The organism is Kitasatospora sp. NPDC057198 (genome assembly GCF_042670125.1).
GTDB lineage: Bacteria > Actinomycetota > Actinomycetes > Streptomycetales > Streptomycetaceae > Kitasatospora.
Map to the genome: position 1 here is coordinate 25,512 of NZ_JBHUWH010000005.1, position 25,415 is coordinate 50,926.

Sequence of the window (25,415 nt, forward strand, 5' to 3'; positions counted from 1 at the left end):
AGGACCCGACAGCAGATGTCCACGAGTCCGGGGGCCACCTGCGGTGCCCGGGTCGGCCGTGCCGTTGTTCAGCGCGGGCCGGTCTGCCGGGCCCGGCGGGTGGCGGTGCGGGGGTCGCCGGTGAGGGGGTGGCCGTGGCCGGGCAGGAGCAGGGCGGCTCCGGTGAGTTCGTCGATGCGGTCGAGGGAGGTCAGGGCGGTGCGGCTGTCGTGGGTGAAGCCGCGGCAGACCAGGGTGGGGCCGGTGTGCCCGGTCAGGCCGTCGTGGGTGACCAGGGCGTCGCCGGTGAAGAGCAGTCCGCGGTGGGGGAAGAGGTAGCCGGTGCTGCCCGGGGTGTGGCCGGGCAGCGGGACGGCCCGCGGCGCGCCGGGGACTTCGTCCAGCTGCCGGCCGGTGTCGAAGGCGCGCACGCCGGGGGTGACGGGTGCGGTGAAGGCTCCGGTGCGGGCGAGGTGGAGCGGGGTGGCGAGGGCGGCGGGTCGGCGCAGGAGGTAGGGCAGTGCGGAGCGTTCCGGCTTGGCGTGGCGCAGGGCGCTGCGCGGGCCGTCGCGCAGGATCGCGGCGTCGCCCTCGTGGATCCAGACGTCGGCGCCGGCCTGCTGGAGGGTGTGGGCCAGTCCGGTGTGGTCGGGGTGTCCGTGGGTCAGGAGCACGGCGCGGATGTCGCTCAGGGAGCGGCCGGCGCCGGCCAGGTGCTCGCGCAGCTGCTTCAGGTGGGCGGGCAGTCCGGCGTCGACGAGGACCAGGCCGTCGGGCTCCTGCACCAGGTAGAAGTTGACGACGTCGTCGCCGAGGCGGTCCACGCCGGGGGCGATGCGCCGGTCCGAGGGGGTGGGGCGGGCCATGCGTTCCTCCGGGGGCGGGGGCGGGGGCGGGGGCGGCCGAATTCGGATACAGTTGACTGTAACGGATGAGAGGGGAGACGGGATGCCCGGCGGGACTCCGCGCCGACCGTACGACTCGGCGCGCCGGCAGCAGGCCGCGCGCCGCAACCGGGCCGCGATCCTGGCGGCCGGCCGGGAGCTGCTGTTCCGCGACGGCTACCGGGCCACCACCGTCCGCGCGGTGGCCGAGCGCGCCGGCGTCTCCCCCGAGACCCTCTACAAGGCGTTCGGCGGCAAGCCGGGCCTGGTCAAGGCGCTGTGGGACGTCACCCTGGCCGGGGACGACGAGCCCCTGGCCATGGCCGAGCGGCCCCAGCTCCAGGCCGTCCTGGCCACCCGCGACGCCCGCGCCAAGCTCCGCCGGTACGCCGCGTTCGTCCGCGGCGTCCACGAACGCCTCGCCGCCCTGTCCGCCCTCCTCGCCGAGGCCGGCCCGGAGGTCGGCCAGGTCCTCGCCCTCAGCGAGGAGGAGCGGATGACCGGCGTGAGCGCCTTCGTCGCCCACCTCGCCGACACCGGCGTCCTGCCCCCCGGCGCCGACACGGTCCGCCTGGCGGAGTCCTGGTGGGCCCTGACCGGCCCCCACCTGTACACCCAGCTCACCACCGGCCGCGGCTGGGACGCCGGCACCTACGAGGACTGGCTGACCGGCCTGCTCGTCGCAGCCCTCCCGAGTCCGACCTGAGCGCCGTTCCACCACCGCCCCTGCCGACCCCGACCAGGGCATCCGGGCCCACCCCGCCCGCCCCGTGGGCCTCCCCCGAGGGCGGGTTCGACCCTCCCGCGCAGTCGACTGCTGCTCAACCCCATGGACAGGTACCGCCGGTCCTCGTGGACAAGGCCACGGCGCGGAAGCGCCGCCGGACCCCGGGGGGTTCGGCGGCGCGCCCGGGAGGGGCGGGGCGGTGGGCCGGTCAGTCGAAGGGGAGGCGCAGGACGGAGGCGTTGCCCTGGGACTGGGTGGCGCCGGTGCGGAGTTGGGCGGGGGCGTTGCCGAGGGCGGGCCAGACCTCGAGCGTGACGGTGCCGTTGCTCAGGTCGGTGAGCGGGGCGCCGGTGGTGGACCGCAGGCCGGCGGCGGTGGCGTTGTAGCGCTCCCAGCCGGGGACGGGGTCGGTGGCGAAGTAGCGGTAGGTCTCCGTCCGGTCGACGGTGCCGTTGCCGTCGAAGTCGTAGGAGACGCGGGCCTGTTGGGCGAGGGCGACGCTGGATCCGGCGTCCACGTACAGGTCGAAGTCGGTGCCGGCGCCGGGGCGGAGGGTGCCGGCGAGGTGGCCGAGGGTGTACGTCAGCGGCTGGTAGGGCGTGCCGTCGTGGTTGGCGCCGCCGCCGGAGGCGATGGTGCTGCCGGTCGCGCCGGTGCCGTAGGCGGCGGTGAGGGTGCCGCCGGGCTGCGGGTAGAGGGTGCCGGCGCGGGTCTGCGGGGTGGTGGGGGAGGCGCTCGGGGACGGGCTCGCCGAAGCGGACGGCGAGGGGGAGCCGGTGGCGCCGCCGGTGCCGCCGTCGGGCTCGGTGCCGCGTTCGGAGGCGGTGGAGCGGGCCGGGACGGTCAGGGTGTAGCCGTCGGAGAAGCGGACGGTGCGGGCGGTGGTGGTGTAGTTGTGCGCCACGTGGGTGCGGGTGCTGCCGTTGGTGAAGACCGCGGCGGTGGGGGTGTCGGCGGTGGTCGCCGGGTCGAGGGTGCCGAGGGCGGCCAGGTCGTAGATCCAGTGGTAGGTGTGGGCCCTGGACTCGCCCTCCTCCGGGGTGTAGCCGGCGTTCCCGGCGTCCCAGTCGGTCTTGGCGGCGGCCGGGTCGGTGAGCGCCTCGGCCTCCCAGAGCAGGTCGCGCCAGTCGGTGAACGCGCCGCCGTTGCCGGCCTTCAGCTCGGCCAGGTTGGCGGCCAGGTCGTCCTTGCGGCGGGCCAGGTAGAGCGAACCCGAGGTGACGGGGAGGAAGTTGATGCCGTGGATCATGCCGGGGGCGGCCGTCCACCAGGTGGAGTAGGCGGCGCCGGAGCCCCAGACCATGCCGACGGTGGAGTGCTGGAAGCCGGCCGGGAAGACCTGGTGGTCGGCGTCGAACCAGTACTGCTGCACGGCGTTGGCCTCGGTGGTGTACAGGTAGACGCCGAGGTCGCGCAGCGAGGTGTCGCCGGTGGCGGCGCCGAACAGCAGCAGTCCGGCGCTGAAGTTCAGCGACTCGGAGGAGGACTCCTCGTTGTTGCCGGCGGCGAACCCGGCGTGGCCGGAGGCCCAGCCGTGGCCCTCGTACGGGTCGAAGTTGCGCAGCCAGGGGAAGCGGGTGTCGGCGCGGTCGGTGTTGGCGGCGTCCTTGGCCAGCAGCTTGACCATGCCGCCCCACTGGGAGTCCGCGGCCCAGGCGGTGTCGTAGCGGGCGACGGTGGCGGCGGCCTGCACGAAGTAGCCGTAGTGGAAGTGGTGGTCGTTGAGTTCGGCGTCGGTGCCGTAGGAGGCCGGGTAGCCGATCAGGGTCTTCCAGGTGGGGTCGTAGGCGAAGCCGGGCGAGCCGGTGCCCGCGAACCAGGTCTGCAGCTTGCCCTTGATCAGTCCGAGCAGCTTGTCGCGGGCCGCGGTGTCGCCCAACTGGTCGGCGATCGGCACCAGTTGGGACAGCTGGCCAAGGGCCTTGCCGACCCAGTAGGTGTCGGTGGCGCCGTGGAACGGGTCGCTCGCGTCGGAGACCTGGTGCAGGTAGCCGTCCAGCGCGGCGCGGTCGTAGGAGCCGGCGTCGGGCAGCGAGGGCAGCACGCCGGTGACGCTCTGCACGGTGGAGAAGGACGAGCCCTGGCGGACCTTCATGGTGCCGCGCGGGGAGGTGTACGTCAGCGCGGTGAGGGCGTCCGGGGTGGCCTGCCACTGCTGCGGGTAGAGCGCGAGCAGGGTGCCGGTGGCGGTGCCCTCCTGGGCGGTGGTGGTGGCGGTGAAGGTGGTGGTGAGCTTGCCCGCGGCCTGGTCGTAGTTCCAGCCGACCCTGGTGTCGGTGACGAAGTCGTAGGCGTAGGTGCGGAACTGCGCCAGGTCGGCGGGGGAGGGCAGCAGGGCGACCGAGTAGTAGTCCTTGCCGCCGAGGTTCGCGGTCAGGGCGGTGCCGTTGACGTTCCAGCTGCTGCCGGTGGGCGCGAACAGGCCGTAGCTGTGGCCGCCGACGGTGATGCCGAGCACGCTGCCCTGGTTGCTGAAGACGGTGGGCGCCGAGGCGGTGGTGACCTGCGCGGCGCCGCCGGTGGCGTGCGCGAACACGTACGGCAGGCCGTGGCCGATCGTCGCGCTGAAGGTGTGCGCGCCGTCCGCCCAGTACGGGGTGACCGTCCAGTCGGACCAGCCGTCGACCTTGGTGTCGGGGGAGTTCAGGCCGGCCACGCCCAGGGTGAGGTCCCGGGTGTGGGTGTAGTCGTACTGGCGGCCGTCGGAGGTGACGGTCGGCGTGGTGGGGTAGCCGACCTCGAGGCCCGCGGCCTGCGCCTTGAAGGTCATCGGGTGGGCGTAGAGGTTCTCCGAGTACGGGTTGCCCGCGTAGCGCTGGTAGATCAGCGAGGACCACCAGTCGTTGGTGGGGGCGGCCTGTCCGGCCGTCCGCGGGGTGACCTTGGGGGTGACGGGCGCGCCGTCGGAGTTGCTCGGGCCGACGGTGCCGGCCGGGCGGGCGTCGCTGTAGCCGCCGAGGCCGACCCGGACGGTGGTTGCGGCGGCGGCGCTGCCGGCGCCGAGGGCCGCCGTCAGGGTGGCCGCGGCGGCCAGCGCCAGGGTGGTGAGGGCGGCCGTGGGGCCGCGCAGGGAGCGGAGCTTCATGATTGGTGTCCACCTTGAGTGGGGGCGGGCGGTGCAAGTATGAGAGCGCTCTCAGCCAGCGGACCGTACGGGTGGGCCCGAAGGGGTGTCAACCGCCCCGACGCACACTGATGCGTTCAGAATTCGAAAGCCCAGGTCGCGACAGCCCGGAGATTACGTTCAGGTTTCGAGGTCTTGACGAGGGAACTTCTGCCCCGGCAGTCTCTCGGCATCGATTGAGAGCGCTCTCAGAAAATTGGGCGCCGACCGAACGGCACCAGCTTCCCTCTTCGCACTCCACCCACGCTCCCGCCCCGCCCTGGAGGCCCTCGCATGGCTACCCCGAGAGTCCGCCGCACCACCGCTGCCCTGGGCAGCACCGTCCTCGCCACCGCACTCCTGCTCACCGCCTGCAGCTCCGGCAGCGGGTCCAAGGACTCCGCCGACGGCAAGGTGACCATCACGGTGGACCTGTTCGGCACCTTCGGGTTCAAGGAGGCCGGGCTCTACGACGAGTACATGAAGCTCCACCCGAACATCACCATCAAGCAGACCGACACCCAGGACGAGGGCCAGTACTGGCAGGCGCTGCAGACCAAGCTCGCGGGCGGCGGCGGCCTCGCCGACATCCAGGGCCTGGAGGTCGGCCGGGTGGCCAGCGTGGTGCAGAAGCAGGCCGACAAGTTCACCGACCTCAAGACGCTCGGCATCGGCGACGTCAACGACGACCTGGTCGAGTGGAAGGGCGCCGCGATCAAGACCGCGGACGGCAAGGTCCTCGGCGCGGGCACCGACATCGGCCCCGAGGCGATCTGCTACCGCACCGACCTGTTCAAGGCCGCCGGGCTGCCCACCGACCGCGCCGAACTGGCCGAGAAGTGGTCCACCTGGCAGGGCTACCTCGACCTCGGCAAGCAGTACGCCGCCAAGGCCGAGGCGGGCAACGCCTGGACCGACAGCGCCGCGGGCATGTTCGCCGCCGAGGTCGGCCAGCAGAAGGTCCGCTACTCCGACGAGGCCGGCAAGCCCGTCTACGACAGCAGCCCGGCCGTGAAGACCGCCTGGAACGACGCCACCGCGCTGGTCGCCGACGGCCTGTCCGCCAAGCTCGCCCAGTGGACGCCCGAGTGGAACAAGGCGTTCTCCACCGGCAAGTTCGCCACTCTCTCCTGCCCCGCCTGGATGATCGGCTACATCAAGGGCCAGGCCGGCGACGCGGGCTCCGGCAAGTGGGACATCGCCGCCGGGCCCGGCAAGACCGGCAACTGGGGCGGCTCCTACCTGACGATCCCGCGCACCGCCAAGCACCCCAAGGAGGCCGCCGAGCTGATCAAGTGGCTCAACGCCAAGGAGCAGCAGGCCACCCTGTTCACCAAGCAGGGCTCCTTCCCGTCCTCCGCCGGCGCCCAGGCCGCCATCAAGGACGTCACCGACCCGTACTTCAACAACGCCCCGATCGGCCAGATCTTCAGCGAGTCGGCCAAGGCGATGCCCGCCCAGGTGCTCGGCACCGACGACGGCGTGATCGGCAAGGCGTTCACCGACGCCCTCGGCGAGGTCGAGCGCACCGGCACCGCGCCGGACACCGCCTGGAAGCACGCCCTGGACAACGTCAAGAAGGCCAACGGCAACTGACGGACCGTCAACTCCGGTAGTCAACTCGGGCGGCCCGCCCCGCCGTTGCCCACACCGCAACGGCGGGGCCGGGCGGCCCCCGTCGAAGGACCCCGCCCATGGCCCTCAGCTCCACCGCCCGGCTGCCCGGCGGCCGACCCGCCGCCGAGCCCGGCAAGCCCGCCAAGCCCGGCAAGTCCGCGAAGCGGCCCGGCGGCCTGCGCCGCCGACTCGCCCCCTACGGCTTCCTTGCCCCGTTCTTCGGACTGTTCGCCGCCTTCGGGCTCTTCCCGCTGCTGTACACCGCCTGGGTGTCGCTGCACCGGGTCGAGCTCCAGACCTCGGACCGGATGGACTGGCTCGGCTTCCAGAACTACACCCGGCTGCTGTCCGACCCGTTCTTCTGGAACGCGCTGCGCAACACCTTCACCATCGGCGTGCTCTCCACCGTCCCGCAGCTGCTGATGGCCCTGGGCCTGGCCCACCTGCTCAACTACAAGCTCCGCGGCCGCACCTTCTTCCGGGTCGCGATGCTGATGCCGTACGCGACCTCGGTGGCCGCCGCGACCCTGGTCTTCGCCCAACTCTTCGGCCGCGACTACGGGTTGATCAACTGGGTGCTGGACAGCGTCGGACTGAACCCGGTCGACTGGCAGGCCAACACCTGGGCTTCCCAGATCGGCGTCTCCGCCATCGTCACCTGGCGCTGGACCGGCTACAACGCGCTGATCTACCTGGCCGGCATGCAGTCCATCCCCGGCGAACTGTACGAGTCCGCGGCCGTCGACGGCGCCTCGCGCTGGCAGCAGTTCCGGCACGTCACCGTCCCCGGACTGCGCCCCACCATCGTCTTCACCGTGGTCGTCTCCACCATCGGCGCCACCCAGCTGTTCGGCGAACCGCTGCTGTACGAGGGCAACTCCGGCGGCGGCATCTCGCACCAGTACCAGACCCTCGGCCTCTACCTGTACGAGCAGGGCTGGACGTTCTTCCACCTCGGCCGGGCCGCCGCCGTGGCCTGGGTGATGTTCCTGCTGATCGTGCTGCTCGCCCTGCTCAACGCGGCGATCGCCGCCCGCCGCAACCGTACGGACCGGTGACCCGATGACCCACGCGACCACCCAGGTACTCGACAAGTCCGTTGCAGCGAAAGGCGGTTCCGTCCGAACGGGCGGCCGCAGGGCGCGCTCGCCGCTGCACGGCGGGCCGCTCGCCTACGCGGTGCTGATCGGCGCCACCCTGCTCGCCGTCTTCCCGTTCTACTGGACGCTGGTCGCCGCCAGCCGCTCCAACTCCGAACTCAGCGCCGCCACACCCGCGTTGACCCCCGGTCCGAACCTGTTCCACAACATCGGCGAGGCGCTCCAGCAGGCCGAGATCGGCAAGGCGCTGCTCAACTCGCTGATCGTGGCGAGCGTGGTCACCGCCGGCGTGGTGCTCTCCTCCACGCTCGCCGGGTTCGCCTTCGCCAAACTGCGCTTCCGCGGCCGCGGCGCGCTGCTCGCGCTCACCGTCGGCACCATGATGATCCCGCCGCAGCTCGGCGTCATCCCGCTGTTCATGGTGATCGTCAAGCTCGACCTGCAGAACAAGCTGCCCTCGGTGATCCTGCCCTCGCTGGTCTCCGCGTTCGGCGTCTTCTTCATGCGCCAGTACCTGGTGCAGGCCCTGCCGGACGAACTCGTCGAGGCCGGCCGGATGGACGGCGCCTCGCTGCTGCGGATCTTCCGCTCGATCGTGCTGCCCGTCGCCCGCCCCGGCATGGCCGTGCTCGGCATGCTGACCTTCATGGCCACCTGGAACGACTTCTTCTGGCCGATCGTCGCGCTCAGCTCCCAGAACCCCACCGTCCAGGTCGCGTTGAAGTCGCTCGGCCAGGGCTACGTCCCCGACCAGTCCGTGGTGATGGCCGGCACCCTGATCGGCACCCTGCCCGTGCTGGTGGTGTTCGGCCTGCTCGGCCGGCAGATCGTCGGCGGCATCATGCAGGGCGCGGTCAAGGGCTGACGCCCGCTGCCCCGTTGGGATGACACACCCTCAACTCCATTGGATGGATCGCGACATGACCGTCGACACTCTCCCCATGACCACTGCCTCTGCCGCCGCCCCCGCCCGCTTCCCGGCCGGATTCGTCTGGGGCGCCGCCACCGCCGCGTACCAGATCGAGGGCGCCGCCGACCAGGACGGCCGCACCCCGTCCATCTGGGACACCTTCGCCCGCCGCCCCGGCGCCGTCCGCAACGGCGACACCGGCGACATCGCCGCCGACCACTACCACCGGTACCGCGAGGACGTCGCCCTGATGTCCGAACTCGGCCTGCGCGCCTACCGGTTCTCGCTCGCCTGGCCGCGCGTCCGGCCCGGCGGCCGCGGCCCCGCCAACGAGGCCGGACTCGACTTCTACGACCGCCTGGTCGACGAACTCCTCGGCGCCGGCATCACCCCCGTCGCCACCCTCTACCACTGGGACCTGCCCCAGGAACTGGAGGACGCGGGCGGCTGGACCGACCGCGACACCGCGTACCGCTTCGCCGAGTATGCGGGCATCGCCGCCCGCCGCCTCGGCGACCGCATCCCCACCTGGACCACCCTCAACGAGCCCTGGTGCGCCGCCTTCCTCGGCTACGGCAACGGCGTGCACGCCCCCGGCCGCACCGACCACGCCGCCGCCCTCACCGCCCACCACCACCTGCTGCTCGCCCACGGCCTCGGCACCGCCGCGCTGCGCGCCGAACTCCCCGACACCGCCCAGGTCTCGCTCACCCTCAACCTGGCCGCCGTCCGCCCGCTCTCCACCGACCCCGCCGACCTCGACGCCGCCCGCCGGATCGACGGCCTCGCCAACCGGATCTTCCTCGACCCGGTGTTCCGCGGCAGCTACCCCGAGGACGTCCTCGCCGACACCGCGCACGTCACCGACTGGTCCTTCGTCCGGGACGGCGACCTCGCCGAGATCTCCCGCCCCATCGACTCGCTGGGCATCAACTACTACACGCCCACCGTCGTCGCGGCCGAGCAGGAGCCGGAGGCCGACGCGGACGCCCCGCGCGGCGACGGCCACCAGGGCGGCAGCCCCTGGCCCGCCGACCAGGGCATCCGCTTCCTGCCCGCCCCCGGCACCCGCACCGCCATGGGCTGGCCGGTCGACGCCGACGGCCTGTACGAACTCCTCACCCGGCTGCGCGACGACCTGCCCGGCGTCCCGCTGCTGGTCACCGAGAACGGCGCCGCCTACGAGGACTACACCGACCCCAGCGGCGCCGTCCACGACCCGGAGCGGATCGACTACCTGCACACCCACCTCGCCGCCGTGCACCGCGCCATCGCCGACGGCGCCCCCGTCCGCGGCTACTTCCTGTGGTCGCTGCTCGACAACTACGAATGGGCGTACGGCTACAGCAAGCGCTTCGGCATCGTGCACGTCGACTTCGCCAGCCAGCGCCGCACCCCCAAGGACAGCGCGCACTGGTACGCCCGGGTGATCCGGGACGGGGCGCTGCCGCAGTAGCGGCGGCGGGGCGTCCCGGCCGCCGACTGCCGGCGGGGCGGCGGTGGGGTGCCGGCGGGGGTGGCGGCGGTGGGGCGTCGTCGGCCGGGCGCTACGCTCTGCCCCCGGATCGAGGGGAAAGAGGGCGCGGGCATGGGATTCCTGGCCGAACGCAGGGCCCGGCAGGCCGAGAACAGGGCGACGCCGGCGGTCGTCGGGGCGAGGCACCGGGCCGGACAGGAGATCGACCGGCTCATCGCCGAGGGCCGCGCCCAGCGCCGGGACCGTGCCTGGGACGCCGTCGCCGCCACCCTGGCCGGGGCCGTCCGGCTCGGCACCGAACAGCTCGGCCCGGACGACCCGAACACCCTGCTCGCCGGGTTCGAGTACGGCCGCACCCTGGTGCTGCTGCGCCGCTGGGCGGAGGCCGAACGGGTGCTCCGGACGGTCGTGGACGCCGCGGCCCCGCACTCCGACCACCCCCGGCAGGACCTCCGGTTCGACGCGCTCGCCGCCCTCGGTACCGTCCTGGTGCGGAGCGAACGGTACGCCGAAGCGGTCGCCGTCCTGGAGGAACACCGGGAACTAGCCCGGCAGTCGGACTGCGACCTGACCGGGAGCCTGTCCGCCGAGGACCTGGCGGACGCCTACCTCGGCCTCGGCCTCGGCCGCGAGGCGGAGGCCGCCCGGCTCTACGCCGACACCGCCGCGCACCGGGAAGCGGAAGTGGAGGCGGAGACGGGCGCGGAGACGGGACGGTCCGACACCACCGTCCTGCGGCTGCGCGGCAAACTGGCCCGGACCCTGCTCCGGCTCGGACACCCGGCCCAGGCCGAGCGGGCGGCCCGCGCCGTGCTCAGGGCCGCCGCCGACAACCCGGCGGCGCTCGGCCGCTGGCCCGCCGCGGCCGTCCTCGCCCAGGCGCTCGTGCAGCAGGACCGGGCCGCCGAGGGCGAGGCCGTCGCCCGGGAGGCGGCCGCCGAATGGCAGCGGGCCAGGGGGCCGGAGAGCAAGCCCCACGCCCGGCTCGGACACGCCCTCGCGGAGGCCCTCAACGCCCAGCAGCGCCACCAGGAGGCGCTGGAACTGGCCCTCGAACACCTCGCCATCGGGGCGGCCGTGGCGGGCGGCGCGGCGGGCGGTGCGAACGGAGGACCCGGCGCTGTCACGGTGTTCCAGTCCGACCTCGCCGCCGCCCAGCTCGGACTGGGCCGCCCCGAGGACGCCCTGCGGGCCGTCGAGCCGTTCCTCGCCCACTGCCGGGCCGAACGGCACCCGCACGACTACACCGCGCTCGTCGCCGAGACCCTGTACGGCCGCGTCCTGGCCGCGCTCGGCCGCACCGCCGAGGCCCGGGACGTCCTCACCGCCAACGCCGCCGGCTGGCGCGAGCGGTACGGGCCGGAACACGTCCGGACGCGGCAGGCGGAGCGTGAACTCGCCGCCCTGACGGGGGAGTCGGCCCCCTGAACGTTCCCGCGCCCCGGAGCCGGCCGGGTGACTCCGGTTTCGGGTGACTCCGGGGCGCGGGGAGGCTCCGGTTTTGGGTGACTCCGGGCGCGGGGAGGCTCCGGTTTCGGGTGGCTCCGGGGTGCGGGGCGGCTCAGGCTCCGGTCGGCGGGGTCGTGAACGCGGTGGCGAACTCCGCGGCGAACGCGGCGAACGGGCGGGCCGGGCGGCCGGTCAGCTTCTCCACGTCCGGGCTGACGTCCGCGGCCCGGCCCGCCGCGTAGTAGCCGTACAGCTCGACCACGCCCTCCGCGTTCCACCGCGGGTACCCGGCGCCGACCAGCGCCTCCAGCGCCTGCTCCGGGCTCGGCGACACGTACCGCACCGGGTGGCCGGCCGTCTCCGCCAGGACCTCCGCCAGCGCGGCGTGGGTCAGCGGGTCGGGTCCGGTCAGGGTGTACACCGCGCCCTGGTGGCCGTCCTCGACCAGGACCGTGACCGCGGCCGCCGCCACGTCCCGGGCGTCCACGTACGAGACCGCGCCCGCGCCGCCCGGCACCGCGAGGACGCCCGTGCGGACCGAGGCCGCCATGCCCAGGAAGTTCTGGAAGAAACCGTTCGGCGTCAGCACCGTCCACGGGAGGCCGCTGGCCCGCAGGTGCGCGAAACCGGCCACGTGCGCGTCCACGAAGCGCGCCCCGGTCGGAGCGCCGTCCGCGCCCGCCGCCGCGTGCAGCACCACCCGCGGCCGGCCGCCCGACCGCACCGCCGCGTCGATCACGTTCCGCTCGTGCTCCACCATCGCCGACTGCGCGGCCACCAGCAGGTACACCGTCTCCGCGCCCGCCAGCGCCGCGTCCAGCGAGGCCGGGTCGGCGAAGTCCGCGACCACCGCCTCCACCCCGGCGTCCCAGCCGGCCGGCACCGAGGCCGCGTCCCGGACCAGCGCCCGCACCGGCACCCCGCGCTCCCGCAGGCCGCCGACCACCGCCGAACCCACCGTGCCGGTCGCACCCGTCACCACGATCATGACTTCTCCCTGGCTCTTCCGTCTCGCCTTCTGACGTGACGTCAGGTCAAAGATCCGGTCAACCCGCCCCGCGATCAAGGCCGTTCCGGCACACAATCCAGTAGCCGTACTCATCGATCAGCCGAGGCCGGGGTGGCCGGACCGAACGAACCCGGGGGTGCAACACCGGTGGACCTCACCGAGATCGAGACCTTCCTCGCGCTGGCCGAGGAACTCCACTTCGGACGCACCGCCGAGCGGCTGCACCTGTCCCAGTCCCGGGTGAGCCAGCTCATCCGCTCCCTCGAACGGCGGATCGGCGCACCCCTGTTCACCCGGACCAGCCGCCGGGTCGCCCTCACCCCGCTCGGCGCCCACGCCCGCCGCACCCTCGGCGACGCCCACCGCGGCCTGCGCCGCAGCTACGACGAGGCCGTGGCCATCGCCCGCGGCGTCACCGGCACCCTGCGCCTCGGGTTCCTCGGCTGCCTCAACGGGCCGCCGCTCACCGACACCGTCGCCGCCTTCACCCGCCGCCACCCCGCCTGCCGGGTCGACGCCACCGAAGTGCCCTGGGTCGAACCGTACGCCGCGCTCCTGACCGGCGAGGTCGACCTGCTGCTCACCCTGCTGCCCGTGGACGAGCCGGGCCTCGCCGTCGGCGCCGTCCTGGTCTCCCACCCGCGGGTGCTCGCCCTGCGCGCCGACCACCCGCTCGCCGACCGGCCCGGGATCGACATCGAGGAACTCGCCGACTGGCCCGTCCTCGACAGCCCCGCCGGCACCCCCGACACCCTCCGGTACGCCGCCACACCGCCGTTCACCCCGCACGGCCGCCCGCTGCGCCGCACCCCCGGCGGCCGCACCTACCAGGAGGCGCTGCACCTGGTCGCCGTCAGCGACACCGTCTGGCCCACCCATCGCGGGCTGTTCCTCGGCCACCGGCACCCCCGGGTGCTGAGCCGCCCGCTCACCGGCCTGCCGGTCGCGAACGGCGCCCTGGTCTGGCGCGACGACACCGTCACGGCGAAGGTGCACGCCTTCGTCGCGTTCGCGGAGGCGGCGGGGGCGGGACGGTGATGGCGGGAGTGGGGGCGTCGGGGACGGGACGGGCGGCGATGGCGGGGGCGGTGACGGCGGCGGGCCGGGTGGCGTCCGACTTCCTTGCCGAACGGCGGAGTTGAGGGGTTCGGAAAATGTGGTGACGACCGGGCCGGGGTTTTCCTAGACTCTGCTCGCTGGACAACGCCCGCGCCCACAGAGGCCGTTGGGCGCACCGTGACGTGAGTGGAGAGGGAGGGGCCGGTCGTGCGTACTGCCGCCGTTGTCGTTCCCCCGTCGCGGTTCGAGGTGATCCTGGTGTCCCGGGCGGGCCGGTGCCCGCTGCGCGGCCGGTGCCGGTAGGAACCACGAACTCCCCGTCCTCCCCAGCTCGTTGACCCCCGTTCTGCCCGCCTGCCGACGTGATGCGGCGGACGCCGCACGGGTGCGCACGGGCCGGCGGACGCGCCTCGTGGGGCCGTGAATCGCGCTGCCGATTCCAGGAGCGAACTCCGAAGGGCCACGGGCCACCATGCGTACCGAACTCGTCACCACCACTGCTGCCACCACCGCCGTCCCCGCAGTCTCCGCTGTTCCCGCCGTTCCCGCCGTCCCCGCAGTCTCCGCCGCGGCCGCCGTCCGGAACCTGGGCATCCTCGCCCACGTGGACGCGGGCAAGACCACCGTCACCGAGCGGGTGCTCTTCCTGACCGGGGAGACCCACAAGCGCGGCGAGGTCCACGACGGCACCACCGTCACCGACTTCGACCCGCAGGAGCGCGACCGCGGCATCACCATCTTCGCCGCGGCCGTCAGCTGCCAGTGGGACGGCCACCTGCTCAACCTGATCGACACCCCCGGCCACGTCGACTTCGCGGACGAGGTGGAGCGCTCGCTGCGCGTGCTGGACGGCGCGGTGGCCGTGTTCGACGCGGTCGCCGGCGTCGAACCGCAGAGCGAGTCGGTGTGGCGGCAGGCCGACCGGCACGGCGTGCCGCGGATCGCGTTCGTCAACAAGATGGACCGGCCCGGCGCCGACCTGGACGCCGCCGTCGCCTCCATCCGGGAGCGGCTCCACCCGGTGCCGCTGGCCGTGCAGTTGCCGATCGGCCGGGAGGGCGGGTTCGTCGGCGTGGTCGACCTGGTCGGCCTGCGCGCACTGACCTGGCCGGACGGCGCCGCACCCGGCGACGGCTGCCAAGTCGGCGACGTACCCGAGGAGTTGGCGGCCGAGGCGGCCCGTCGGCGGCAGGCCCTGGCGGAGGCGGTGGCCGAACTGCACCCCGCCGCCCTGGAGGAGTACTGCGCCACCGGCACCCTCACGGCCGCCACCCTCACCGGCGCGCTGCGCCAACTCACCGGCAGCGGACAGGCGGTGGTGGTGCTGTGCGGTTCGGCGTACCGCAACCGCGGCGTCGAACCGCTGCTGGACGCGGTGACCGCGTACCTGCCGTCGCCGCTGGACGTCCCGCCGGTGCGCGGGGAGTTCGACGGCAGCCCGCAGGAGCGCACTGCCGACGCCCAACAGCCTTTCTCCGCACTGGTGTTCAAGGTCTCCGCGAGCACCACCGGCCGACTCAGCAGCCTGCGGATCTACTCCGGCACGCTACGGAAGGGGGACACCGTGCTCGACGCCCGCACCGGGCGCACCGAACGGATCGGCCGGATCCTGCGGGTGCAGGCCGACCGGCACACCGAGACCGACACCGCGGTGGCCGGCGACATCGTCGCCGTGGTCGGCGCGAAGGGCGCCAAGGTCGGCACCACGCTGTGCGCCCCGCACGCCCCGCTGGTGCTCGAACCGGCCGTCCCCGCCGCCCCGGTGGTGACCGTCGCGGTCGAGGCCCGTCGCACGGTCGACACCGACCGGCTGGCCGTCGCGCTGGCCCGGATCACCGAGGAGGACCCGTCCCTGGTCGTCGGCAGCGACCCGGAGAGCGGGCAGCGGACGCTGTCGGGGATGGGCGAACTGCACCTGGAGGTCGCGGTGGAGAAGCTGCGCCGCGCCGGACTGGAGGTCACCGTCGGACGGCCGAAGGTCGCCTACCGGGAGACCCTCGCCACGGCGGTCGCCGGCCTCGTCCTGCGGCACGTCAAGCAGGACGGCGGCTCCGGCCAGTTCGCGCACATCGTGGTCGACGTCGCCCCGCTCGGCGAACCCGGCACGGACGGCTTCGAGTTCCGCTCCACCGTCACCGGCGGGCGCGTCCCGCAGGAGTTCGTGCAGGCCGTCGAGGCGGGCTGCCGGGACGCCCTCGCGGACGGCCCGCTCGGCCACCCGGTCACCGGCGTCCGGGTCACCCTCACCGACGGGGCGACCCACGTCAAGGACTCCTCCGACCTGGCGTTCCGCACCGCCGGACGGCTCGCCCTGCGCGAGGCCCTGCGGCGCGGCGGCCCGCTGCTGCTGGAGCCCGTCGTGGAACTCACCGCGACGGTGCCCCCGGACGGCGTCGGCGGCGTCCTCGGCGACCTGTCGGCCCGCCGCGGCCGGGTGCACGGCTCCGAGCCGCGCGGCGGCAGCGCGGTGCTGACCGCGACCGTCCCGCTGGCCGAACTCTTCGGCTACGCGGGCGCGTTGCGCGGCCGCACCCAGGGCCGGGGCACGTTCAGCACCCGGCCCGCCGGGTACGCGCCGGCGCCGCGGGCGCAGCAGTAGTGCGCACAGCGGTAGCGGCACAGCAGTAGCGGACGAGGCCCCGTCCTGCCTCCCTCCCCTCGCGGGGCGTCCCCTTGCGGGGCGGGACGGGGCGGGGCCGCGTTCCGTGCTTGCGCCGGTCAGCGCAGCCAGCCGCGTTCGGTGGCGCGGGCCCCGGCCTGGAAGCGGCTGCGGGCACCGAGCACCTCCAGCGCCTCGGCGGACAGCCGCCGGACCGTCCGCTCGGAGACGCCGAGCTTGCGGGCCGCGACCACGTCGGTGTCGCCCTGCTGGAGGATCCGCAGCAGCGCGTAGTGCTGCGCCGTCATGCCGTTCCGGTCACGCCCCCTGGGGTGGCAGAGCGGGGCGGCGCTGTGCCACAGCCCGTCGAACAGCGCGCACAGCGCGGCCACCGGCCCGCGCCCGTGCAGCACGGTGGCGGTGTCCGCGCGCTCCGGGTCGAGCGGCAGCAGGGCGGTCTCCCGGTCCAGCACGACCATGGGCAGCGGCAGGGCGGGCACCGTGCGCACCTGGCCGCCGAGCTCGACCAGACGGCGGGCGTACTCCACGACGGGCGGGTGGCGGCGTACCGCGTCGACGAACAGGGTGCGCAACTCGACGCCGCGGCGCAGTAGTTCGGCGCACAGTGACTCGTCCAGCAGGGCGCCTGCGGGGGTGGGCGGCTCAGCGACCGGTTCGGCGATCGGTTCGGTGCTGTACCCGGTGCTGTGCTCGGTGCTCTGTGCGGTGCTCTGTGCGGCGGTCGGGTCGGTGGCGGGGGAAAGGACCAGGACCTGGGAGGCCGTGTCCGCGCCGAGTTCGGCCAGGCGGTCGCGGATCGCGTCCGTCCCGATCAGGTTCTCGGTGCGGGTGTGGCGGCGTTCGGCCTCGGCCTCGGCCCGCAGTTGGCCGAACGCGGCTCGAGCTTGCTCGAACTCCTGCTGGTGGAGCAGCAGTTCGGCCTCGCGGCGGGCCAGTAGCGCGGCCAGTCCGAGCTCCGGCACCACCGGGTGGAGGGTGGTCGGGTCGTCCCAGGACGGCCTGAGCAGCCCGAGTCCGGTCAACTCGCTGCGGGAGAACCGCAGTTGGTCGACGGTGAGGCCGAGGCGGGAGGTCAGTTCGGCGTCCGTCGCATCGGGGGTGCGCAGCAGTTCACGGTACAGTCGGCCGGCCGGATCGCTCAGGCCGAACGCCCGGAACGCCTGGAGGGCGACGGGCATCTCAGCGGACGCCCGGAGTGCGGCGGCCGGAGTAGGTCACCGTGTGCATCGCCGCCGTTCCTCCGTCCGCCCAGTTCGACCACTCTGGGGTAGGTCTAGACCATTGGGGCGCCCGGTGTCAAAGGGTGCGGGCCGCGGCCGGTGGCCCTGGCCGGAACCGGCAGTGCAGGGTTCGGACACCGTCCGCTCTGGTGGCCGGGCGGGCGGCTCGCCGAAGGTGGTGGGCATGGCCGAAACGATCCCCGCCCCCGCCCCCGCCCCCGCTCCTGCCCCTGTCCCCTCTCCTTCTGCCGCTAGTACTGCTCGGGCCGCCCGTGCTGCCTGGTGGCGGGCCGGGCTCGGGGTGCCGGACCTGACCGGGCACCGGCGGATCGTGGCGGCGACCGTGCTCGACGCGTTCGGGGTCGGGATGTTCGTGCCGCTGTCCTTCCTGTTCTTCGTCCTCACCACCGAACTGACCGTCACCCAGGTCGGGTTCGGCAGCTCGCTGGCCACCCTGCTGTCGCTGCCGGTCGCCCCGCTGGCCGGCGCGCTGGTCGACCGCTGGGGCGCGCGCACCGCGCTGATCGTCAACAACCTGCTGGCGGCGGCCGGTTACCTCGGCTACCTGCTGGTCGACTCGCTGTTCGGGCTGGTCGCCGCGATGCTGGTGGTGCTGTCCGCCGAGCGGCTGTACTTCGCCGCCTGGCCGGGCTTCGTCGCCGACCTGGCCGAGGGCGCCGAACTGGACCGCTGGTACGCCTTCACCACGGCCGGCACCAACGCCGCCGCCGGTCTGGGCGGCGCGGCCGGCGGCCTGCTGCTGGGCACCGGCTGGCCGGGCGCGGCGGTGGCGGTGGTCGCAGTGAACGCGGCCACCAGCGTGGTGGCGGCCGCCCTGCTGTTCGCGCCGGGCCCGCGTCCGGGGCGCTCCGCGCGCCCGAGGGGGCGTGTCGTACGCCAGAGCGCCCCGGGGTGGGTGGCGCTGCTGCGCGAACGGCGGCTGCTGGGGCTGCTGGCCGCGCAGTCCGCGCTCGGGTTCGGCTGGCTGGTCCCCACCGTGGTGCTGCCGGTCTACCTGGTGAAGGTTGCCGGGCTGCTGGCCTGGGTGCCGTCCACCGCACTGACCCTGAACGCGGTGCTGATCGTGCTGGCGCAGTCCGCGACGACGGCCCGGCTGGCGGCCTTCGCCCGTACCAGGGTGGTGGGTTGGGCGGCGGCGCTGATGGCCGGGGCGATCGCCGCCCTGGCACTCGGCGGCGGCCGGCCCTGGTCGGTGTTCGGCGCGGTGCTGCTGTTCACCGCGGGCCAGATCCTCGCCGGCCCGGCCTGCACCGCGATCGCGGCGACCGCGGCCCCGGCCGCCGCCCGGGGCCGCTTCCTCGCCCTGGTCAACCTGGCCTGGGCGGTCTCCGCGGTCAGCGGCCCCCTCCTGGTCGGCACGCTGATCGAACACCACGGCATGCTCTTCTGGCCCCTCCTGTCCGCCCTGGTCGCCGCCGGCGGCCTCGGCTTCCGCGCCCTCGGACGACGGGCGGGCCGGGACGACGAACAGGGCGCTCCGGCCGCCGGTGGCTGAACGGACCCGGCGGGACGTCGCGGCGCGGGGCAGGGGGCGGCGGGGTCACCAGTGGCGGGCGGCGGCCAGTAGTTGCTCCCGGACGACGGCCAGGTGTGGGTTCGGGGCGGGCTCCGGGCGGTGCGCCAGGTACGCGGTGTTGATCGGCGGGTCCTCCGGCAGCAGCAGCGGGACGAGCGCGCCGGTCGCCAGCTCCTCCCGGCACAGGTACGTGGGCAGCACGCTCCAGCCCGCTCCGGCCGCCACCGCCGCGCGCACCGCCCGCAGGTCGGGCACCGTGACGGCGGGGCGGCCGTGCAGCCGGCGGCCGAAGACGTGCCGCCAGTAGCGGCGGACGATCGGCAGGTCCTCGGCGTAGCTGACCAGCGGCAGCCGGGGGATCGCCTCGGCGAGGTCGGCCGGGGCGGCCGGTGGGGCCTGGCCCGCCGGGGACGGCCAGCCGGGGGCGGCGACCAGGACGAACTCCTCGTCCGCCAGCGGTACGGCGGTCAGCGCCCGACCGGTCGGGCGGCGGGTGGCGATCACCAGGTCGTGCCGCCCGGAGCGGAGTTCGTCCAGCAGCGGATCGGTCAGGCCGGTGGCCACCCGGAGCCGCACCCCGGACGCGACCAGCGGGGCGAGCGCGGGCAGCACCAGCGTGCCGAGCAGCTCGGCCGGCCCGGCCAGGTGCACCGGTTCGGCCGCCGGGCGGTGCTCCGCGGCGTCGGCCAGCCGGTCCAGCGGCTCGGCGACCCGCGCCGCGAGTTCGTCCGCCGCGGGCAGTGCCGCCGCGCCGCGGGCCTGCCGCTCGAACAGCTCCCGCCCGTGGCGCCGCTCCAGCGCGCGGACCTGGGCGGTCACCGTCGACTGGGAGAGGCCGAGGCGGCGGGCGGCCGCGGTGAACGAGCCCAGGCGGTAGACCGCGAGGAAGGTGCGCAACTGGTTGAGGTCCGGCGGCTCGGCGGCCGGGGGCGGCGGGGGAGCGTCCATCGGGCGGGCCTCCATCGGGCGAAACCCCATCGGGCGGGTCTTCAGCGGGCATGCGGGCGAGCGGGCAAGCGGGCAAGCTGCTGCGGGGCGAGCGTACCGGTGGGACGGGCGGGCAGAGGCATCGGAGAACCGATCGCTCCCATCGGTCCACCCATTGGATACCGATGGGTCGGCCGGTCTACGGTCGGGGCGCAACCACGACGCAGCCCACCCCCACCCCGGAGGAACCCGAGATGTCGAAGATCCTGTTCGTGATGACCGGCGCCGACCGCTGGACGCTCACCGACGGCACCGAACACCCCACCGGCTACTGGGCCGAGGAGGTCGCCACCCCGTACCGCGCCCTGCACGCGGCCGGCCACCGGGTCGACGTCGCCACCCCGGGCGGCGTCGTCCCGCCCGTCGACCCGGCCAGCCTCGGGCCCGACGCCAACGGCGGTGCCGAAGGGGCCCGCGAACTCGCCGACACGCTGGCCGCGATGACCGTGCTCGACCACCCGCTGGCCATCGCCGACGTCGACCTCGACGACTACGACGCCGTCCTCTACCCCGGCGGCCACGGCCCGATGGAGGACCTCGCCCGGGACGCCGACTCCGGCCGGCTGCTCACCCGCGCCCTCGCCTCCGGCAAGCCGCTCGCCGTGGTCTGCCACGGCCCCGCCGCGCTGCTCGCCGCCGTCGACCCCGCCACCGGCCGCAACGCCTTCGCCGGCCGCCGCGTCGCCGCCTTCACCGACGCCGAGGAGACCCTGGCCGGCTTCGCCGACCGCGCCCCGTGGCTCCTCCAGACCCGTCTCACCGAAGCCGGCCTCACCCTCGACACCGCCACCCCCTGGACCCCGCACGTCGTCGTCGACGGCACCCTCATCACCGGCCAGAACCCGGCCTCCTCGGCCCCGCTGGCCCAGGAACTGCTCAGGCAGCTGGGCTGAACCGGCCGGGTCCGGCGCGCCGTCCGCCGTCCGCCGTCCGCCATTCACCGTCCGCACGGTAGCCGCGGTGCTCAGGCCGCGGTGATCGGGCGGACGGCGGGGTGGGTGGCGGTGCGGGCGGCGGTGTGGGTGGTGACGAGGTGGCGCAGGGCGCGGTCGGTGGCGGGGTCGGCGGGGGTGAGGGTGAAGAGGCGGTGCGGGCCGGTGGTGAGGATGTCGTAGTGGAGCAGGAGGGGCCCGGCTTCGGGGTGCTGGACGCGCTTGGTGCCGGTGGTGCGCTCCAGGACGGTGTGGTCCTCCCACCAGAGGGTGAACTCGCGGCTGTGGGAGCGCAGTTCGGTGAGGAGCGCGGCCAGCTGCGGGTCGTCCGGGTGGTGCGCGGCGGCGGTGCGCAGGTGGCCGACGGTCTCCCGGGCGACCCGCGCCCAGTCGAGCTGGCCGGCCCGGGTCGCTGGGTCGAGGAAGAGCATCCGGGCGGTGTTGTCGGTCGTTCCGGTGCCGAACTCCGGGCCGAACAGCGCCCGGGCCGCCGCGTTGTGGGCCAGCACGTCGAGCCGGTGGTCGGTCAGGTAGGCGGGGAACAGCGGTATCCCGTCCAGGAGTTGGCGCAGCGAGCCGGGCACCTCGGGGTGCCTGGGCCCGCTCGCGGGCAGGACGGGGGTCTCGTCGCGGGCGAGCAGGTGCAGGTGCCGGTGCTCGTCGGGGGTGAGGCGCAGCGCCTCGGCGATGGCGTCCAGGACGGCGGTGCCCGGGGTGCCGACCCGGCCCTGCTCCAGGCGGACGTACCACTCGACGCTGACGGCGGCGAGCTGGGCAACCTCCTGCCGGCGCAGCCCCGGGGTGCGGCGGCGCGGCCCGCGCGGCAGGCTGGCCTCCTCGGGCTGCAGCCGGGCGCGCTTGGCCCGGAGGAAGGCGGCCAGTTCGCTGCGGCGGGCGGGTACGCGTTCGGTCATGCCCCCGATCATCGGCGCCGGCCGGGCGGCCGGTCCAGCGCCGAGACTGGTACGCCGAGTGCCACCATTCGGAGGGCCTCCCCAAGTGGCGGGCACCGGGCGAGGGTTGGGACATCGAAGGCAAGAACCGACGACCGACCGGGAGCCCCGCGCCATGTCACGTTCACCCCGTACGACCGCCGCCACCACCACCATCACCGCCGGGTGGTCGCGGCCGTCCCGGACCGCCGCCGTCCTGCTGTCCGCCGCCGCCGCGATGACGCTGCTGGGGGCCGCCGATTCGAGTGCCAAGGTGCGCGGCGAGGCCAAGGAGTTCGGGCGGGTCTCGGTCCGTTCCGGGATCCCGGCCGACGCCCAGCGGTTCACGGTCAGCAGCCCCGACCTGGTGAACGGCCGCTTCCCGCAGGCCAATTGGGCGAACGCGTTCGGGTGCGACGGCGGGAACCAGCCGCTGCGCCTGGAGTGGCACGGCGCCCCGGCCGGCACCCGGAGCTTCGCCGTCACCATGTTCGACCCGGACGCGCCGACCGGCTCCGGCTTCTGGCACTGGGTGGTCTGGGACGTGCCCGCCGACGCCACCGGCCTGGGGAGGACCCTGCCGGCCGGTGCGGTGGCCGGCGCCGACGACGCGGGCGTGCAGGGCTACCTGGGCCCGTGCCCGCCGGTCGGCGACCGCCCGCACCACTACCGGATCACCGTCTACGCCCTGGACACGCCGAGCCTGGCGCAGCCCGCCGCCACCCCCGCGGCCGTCACCGCCTTCGGGATGGGCGGCCACGTCATCGGCTACGCGCAGACCACGGTGTCGGCCGCCCGGTGAACCCGGCCCGGTGAATCCCGTCCGGTGAGCCCCGTCCGGCGAGCCCCGCCCGGCCGGGGACCGGTCACGGCCCGGGAGCGCGGTCGGCTTGAAGGCGGGCCGCGGGCAGGGTCGTGGGCGGGGGCGGGGTCGGGTTACCGGAGCGGGGAGAGGCGCAGGCCGCCGTCGGTCTCCAGGACGGTGCCGGTCAGGTTGCGGTTGGTCGCGGCGAGCACGACGGCCTCGGCGACGTCCTCCGCGCTCGCGATCCGGCGGGTCGGCAGCTGGGCGGCGGCCTGGGCGAAGTACGCCTCCCGGGCGTCCTGCGGCAGGTCGTTCCACCACGGGGTGTCGACCAGGCCGGGGGAGACCGCGTTGACCCGGCGCGGGGCCAACTCCAGGGCGAGCGGCCGGATCATCGCCTCCAGCGCCCCGTTCACCGCGGCCAGCCCGGCGGTGCCCGGCAGGCCCGTGCGCGCCGAGATCGCGGTGACCAGGGTGACCGACCCGTCCTCGGACAGGTGCGGCAGCGCCGCCTGCACGGTGGTCAACTGCCCCCAGAACTTGGCGTCGAAGGCGTTGCGCAGGGCGCCGAGGTCGAGCTCGGCGAACGCCCCGGCGCCCTCGGCGCCGCTCAGCGAGATCACCAGCCAGTCCAACGTGCCGATGGTGGACAGGACTTCGGCGATCTGCTCGCGGTCGCCGCCGTCCGCCCGGTGCCCGATCAGCTCCGGGTCGCTCGCCGCCAACGCTTCCAGTCGTTCCTTGCTGCGGCCCGCCACGTGCACCACGGCCCCCCGGGCGCGCAGTTGGCGGGCGGCGGCCAGTCCGATGCCCGAAGTGCCGCCGACGACCAGTGCGGTGCGCTCGCTCATGTTGTGCCCTCTCCCCTGTGCTGCATCGATGGGACGAGCCGACCGGCTCCAATTTCGAACCGCTACGTCTCGTCTCGAATTACGGTAGCGTGGCTCCCGTGATCGAGCAAGCGAACCCAGAGCCGAACGGGCCGGCCGGAGCGGCGGCCGCGCCCGGAACGGCCGGAACGACTGACACTGCGTCAACTCCCTTGCGTCCGGGCCGCCGACGCAGCGAGGAGAGCCGGCGTGCCATCCTCGCCGCCGCGTACGAGCTGCTCACCGAGGCCGGGTACGCGCGCCTCACCGTCGAGGGCATCGCCGCCCGGGCCGGCACCGGCAAGCAGACGCTCTACCGCTGGTGGCCGGGCAAGGCCGACGTCCTGCTCGAAGCCGTCACCGCGCACGCCCGGCAGCACATCCCGCTGCCCGACACCGGCGACCACGCCGCCGACCTGCACGCCTTCCTCGCCGCCACCTTCGCCGCCGCCACCCCGCCCACCACCGACGCCCTGCGCACCCTGATGGCCGAGGCCCAGATCGACCCCGCCTTCGGCGAACGCTTCCACCACACCCTGCTCGCCCCCCGCCGCGAAGCGCTCGGCACCCTCACCGCCCGCGCCCACGCCGCCGGCGCGCTCGCCCCCCAGCTCACCCCCGCCGCCGCCGTCGACCTCGCCTTCGGCCTCCTCTGGTACCGGCTGCTCGCCACCCGCGACCCGCTCGACGACCGGCTCGCCGAACTCCTCACCCGCACCCTGCTGCGCTGACCCGGCCGGGACGTCCGCCGGCCCGGTCGCTGCGCCGGACGCCCGGCCCCACCCCGCCCGCAAGATCGTCGAACGCCTGGACGAGCATGGCGGGGTGCCAACCGAAACGCCGTCCCGACCGTCCCCGCCCCCGTCCCCCGAGCCCCGGCCCGCCGCGACCGGGCTGCGCCGCCTCACCCGCGGCGCCTTCGCCGACCTCACCCCGCTCCGCCGCAGCCCCGACTACCGGCGGCTCTGGTTCGGACAGACGGTCTCCTCGATCGGCCAGCAGATGACCACCCTCGCGGTCGGCATCCAGGTCTACGCCCTCACCCACTCCCCGTTCCGCACCGGTCTGGTCGGCCTCTGCTCCCTGGTGCCGCTGGTCGTCTTCGGCCTGTACGGCGGCGCCATCGCCGACCGGGTCGACCGCCGCCTGCTCGGTCTGGTCGGCTCCGCCGGCCTCGCCGCCGTCTCCGCGCTGCTCGCCGTCCAGGCCCTGCTCGACCTGCGCTCCACCGCCCTGCTGTACGCCGCCGTCGCGCTCCAGGGCGGCTTCTTCGCGGTCAGCTCGCCCGCCAGGTCCTCGATGATCCCGCGCCTCGTCCCGCGCGAGCAGCTGCCCGCCGCCAACGCCCTCAACACCATCGGCATGAACCTCGGCCAGACCGTCGGCCCGCTGCTCGGCGGCGTCGCCGTCGCCGCGTACGGGGCGCAGAGCGCGTACCTGGTCGACACCGTCGCCTTCGCCGCCACCCTCTACGCGATGTGGCGCCTGCCCGCGATGCGTCCGCAGAGTACCGCCGGCAAGCGCGCCACCGTCCTCGACGGCCTGCGCTTCCTGCGCGGACAACCCAACCTGCGCACCTCCTTCGCCGCCGACCTCGCCGCGATGATCTTCGGCCTCCCGCGCGCCCTCTTCCCCGCGATCGTCCTCCCCTTCTACGGCGGCGACGCCGGCACCGTCGGCCTGCTCGCCGCCGCCCCCGCCGTCGGCGCCCTCGCTGGCGGCCTCTTCTCCGGCTGGATCGGCCGCATCCACCGCCACGGCGTCGCCGTCCTCGCCTCCGTCGCCGCCTGGGGCCTGGCCATCGCCGCCTTCGGACTCGTCCGCAACCTCCCGCTCGGCCTGCTCCTGCTCGCCGCGGCCGGCTGCGCCGACACCGTCTCGATGATCTTCCGCAACACGATGATGCAGGTCGCCGCCCCCGACGAGATGCGCGGCCGCCTCCAGGGCGTCTTCATCGTCGTCGTCGCCGGCGGCCCCCGCCTCGGCGACTTCGAATCCGGCACCGTCGCCACCCTCACCACCCCCACCCTCTCCATCCTCACCGGCGGCCTCGCCTGCGTCGCCGCCGTCCTCTACCTCGCCGCCCGCCGCCCGGCCTTCCTCCGCTACGACGCCCGCCACCCCACCCCCTGACCCCACCCGCCGCCACACCCCCGAAACCTGGCAGCGAGCACCCCCCGACGTGCTGTATTGTTTTCC

Annotated in this window: 20 protein-coding genes; 13 read left to right on the plus strand and 7 right to left on the minus strand. The window is 74.6% G+C overall.

Annotated features, from left to right (window positions below; all coding sequences use genetic code 11):
- Window positions 1–68 precede the first annotated feature (68 nt).
- Entirely contained in the window at window positions 69–845 is a 777-nt protein-coding gene (locus ACFUEL_RS01280) for an MBL fold metallo-hydrolase (RefSeq protein ID WP_380233802.1), read from the minus strand.
- A gap of 82 nt (window positions 846–927) precedes the next feature.
- Between ACFUEL_RS01280 and ACFUEL_RS01285 the strand changes: the two genes are divergently transcribed.
- Window positions 928–1,569: a TetR/AcrR family transcriptional regulator gene (locus ACFUEL_RS01285; RefSeq protein ID WP_380233803.1), complete on the plus strand. Its 642-nt coding sequence runs from the start codon at window positions 928–930 to the stop codon at window positions 1,567–1,569.
- Window positions 1,570–1,798: 229 nt separating this feature from the next.
- Here the strand turns inward: ACFUEL_RS01285 and ACFUEL_RS01290 are convergent, their stop codons facing one another.
- Window positions 1,799–4,675, minus strand: a complete 2,877-nt coding sequence (locus ACFUEL_RS01290) for a glycosyl hydrolase (protein ID WP_380233804.1) — start codon at window positions 4,673–4,675, stop codon at window positions 1,799–1,801.
- A 312-nt stretch (window positions 4,676–4,987) separates the two neighbouring features.
- On the opposite strand from ACFUEL_RS01290, the gene ACFUEL_RS01295 reads away from it, so the two are divergent.
- From ACFUEL_RS01295 to ACFUEL_RS01315, 5 genes are all read left to right on the plus strand, one after another.
- Entirely contained in the window at window positions 4,988–6,289 is a 1,302-nt protein-coding gene (locus ACFUEL_RS01295; RefSeq protein ID WP_380233805.1) for an extracellular solute-binding protein, read from the plus strand.
- 98 nt (window positions 6,290–6,387) lie between these two features.
- Entirely contained in the window at window positions 6,388–7,368 is a 981-nt protein-coding gene (locus ACFUEL_RS01300; RefSeq protein WP_380233807.1) for a carbohydrate ABC transporter permease, read from the plus strand.
- 4 nt (window positions 7,369–7,372) lie between these two features.
- Window positions 7,373–8,275, plus strand: coding sequence for a carbohydrate ABC transporter permease (locus ACFUEL_RS01305; protein WP_380233808.1), 903 nt, complete (start codon window positions 7,373–7,375; stop codon window positions 8,273–8,275).
- Window positions 8,276–8,351: 76 nt separating this feature from the next.
- Window positions 8,352–9,776 carry a GH1 family beta-glucosidase gene (locus ACFUEL_RS01310; RefSeq protein WP_380233809.1) on the plus strand — a complete coding sequence of 475 codons (1,425 nt, stop codon included), beginning with the start codon at window positions 8,352–8,354 and terminating at the stop codon, window positions 9,774–9,776.
- Between the two features lie 132 nt (window positions 9,777–9,908).
- On the plus strand, window positions 9,909–11,225 hold the full coding sequence (locus ACFUEL_RS01315; RefSeq protein WP_380233810.1) for a hypothetical protein: 1,317 nt from the start codon (window positions 9,909–9,911) through the stop codon (window positions 11,223–11,225).
- A 133-nt stretch (window positions 11,226–11,358) separates the two neighbouring features.
- Here ACFUEL_RS01315 and ACFUEL_RS01320 read toward each other — a convergent pair whose 3' ends face one another.
- Window positions 11,359–12,234 carry an NmrA family NAD(P)-binding protein gene (locus tag ACFUEL_RS01320; protein ID WP_380233811.1) on the minus strand — a complete coding sequence of 292 codons (876 nt, stop codon included), beginning with the start codon at window positions 12,232–12,234 and terminating at the stop codon, window positions 11,359–11,361.
- 168 nt (window positions 12,235–12,402) lie between these two features.
- On the opposite strand from ACFUEL_RS01320, the gene ACFUEL_RS01325 reads away from it, so the two are divergent.
- Together ACFUEL_RS01325 and fusA are read left to right on the plus strand one after the other, a co-directional pair.
- The gene (locus ACFUEL_RS01325) at window positions 12,403–13,293 is read left to right on the plus strand and encodes a LysR family transcriptional regulator (protein ID WP_380233812.1); all 891 of its coding nucleotides are present in this window, start codon (window positions 12,403–12,405) and stop codon (window positions 13,291–13,293) included.
- 493 nt (window positions 13,294–13,786) lie between these two features.
- Window positions 13,787–15,913 (plus strand): elongation factor G, encoded by a 2,127-nt coding sequence (gene fusA, locus ACFUEL_RS01330; protein WP_380233813.1) that lies wholly within the window; start codon window positions 13,787–13,789, stop codon window positions 15,911–15,913.
- A 119-nt stretch (window positions 15,914–16,032) separates the two neighbouring features.
- On the opposite strand, the gene ACFUEL_RS01335 is transcribed toward fusA, so the two are convergent.
- Entirely contained in the window at window positions 16,033–17,112 is a 1,080-nt protein-coding gene (locus tag ACFUEL_RS01335) for a helix-turn-helix transcriptional regulator (RefSeq protein WP_380233814.1), read from the minus strand.
- Between the two features lie 373 nt (window positions 17,113–17,485).
- Between ACFUEL_RS01335 and ACFUEL_RS01340 the strand changes: the two genes are divergently transcribed.
- Complete coding sequence (locus ACFUEL_RS01340; RefSeq protein ID WP_380233815.1) at window positions 17,486–18,670, plus strand: MFS transporter; 1,185 nt, start codon at window positions 17,486–17,488, stop codon at window positions 18,668–18,670.
- Between the two features lie 45 nt (window positions 18,671–18,715).
- Here ACFUEL_RS01340 and ACFUEL_RS01345 read toward each other — a convergent pair whose 3' ends face one another.
- Window positions 18,716–19,639, minus strand: coding sequence for a LysR family transcriptional regulator (locus tag ACFUEL_RS01345; protein ID WP_380233816.1), 924 nt, complete (start codon window positions 19,637–19,639; stop codon window positions 18,716–18,718).
- A 233-nt stretch (window positions 19,640–19,872) separates the two neighbouring features.
- Here ACFUEL_RS01345 and ACFUEL_RS01350 point away from each other — a divergent pair, with 233 nt between their 5' ends.
- Window positions 19,873–20,571 carry a type 1 glutamine amidotransferase domain-containing protein gene (locus ACFUEL_RS01350; protein WP_380233817.1) on the plus strand — a complete coding sequence of 233 codons (699 nt, stop codon included), beginning with the start codon at window positions 19,873–19,875 and terminating at the stop codon, window positions 20,569–20,571.
- Between the two features lie 71 nt (window positions 20,572–20,642).
- Here ACFUEL_RS01350 and ACFUEL_RS01355 read toward each other — a convergent pair whose 3' ends face one another.
- Window positions 20,643–21,524 carry a helix-turn-helix domain-containing protein gene (locus ACFUEL_RS01355; protein ID WP_380233819.1) on the minus strand — a complete coding sequence of 294 codons (882 nt, stop codon included), beginning with the start codon at window positions 21,522–21,524 and terminating at the stop codon, window positions 20,643–20,645.
- Window positions 21,525–21,678: 154 nt separating this feature from the next.
- Between ACFUEL_RS01355 and ACFUEL_RS01360 the strand changes: the two genes are divergently transcribed.
- Window positions 21,679–22,344, plus strand: a complete 666-nt coding sequence (locus ACFUEL_RS01360; protein ID WP_380233821.1) for a YbhB/YbcL family Raf kinase inhibitor-like protein — start codon at window positions 21,679–21,681, stop codon at window positions 22,342–22,344.
- Between the two features lie 134 nt (window positions 22,345–22,478).
- Here the strand turns inward: ACFUEL_RS01360 and ACFUEL_RS01365 are convergent, their stop codons facing one another.
- Window positions 22,479–23,198: an SDR family oxidoreductase gene (locus ACFUEL_RS01365; RefSeq protein WP_380233822.1), complete on the minus strand. Its 720-nt coding sequence runs from the start codon at window positions 23,196–23,198 to the stop codon at window positions 22,479–22,481.
- Between the two features lie 191 nt (window positions 23,199–23,389).
- Here ACFUEL_RS01365 and ACFUEL_RS01370 point away from each other — a divergent pair, with 191 nt between their 5' ends.
- On the plus strand, window positions 23,390–23,947 hold the full coding sequence (locus ACFUEL_RS01370) for a TetR/AcrR family transcriptional regulator (protein ID WP_380233823.1): 558 nt from the start codon (window positions 23,390–23,392) through the stop codon (window positions 23,945–23,947).
- 94 nt (window positions 23,948–24,041) lie between these two features.
- Window positions 24,042–25,349 carry an MFS transporter gene (locus ACFUEL_RS01375; RefSeq protein ID WP_380233824.1) on the plus strand — a complete coding sequence of 436 codons (1,308 nt, stop codon included), beginning with the start codon at window positions 24,042–24,044 and terminating at the stop codon, window positions 25,347–25,349.
- Window positions 25,350–25,415: the final 66 nt, after the last annotated feature.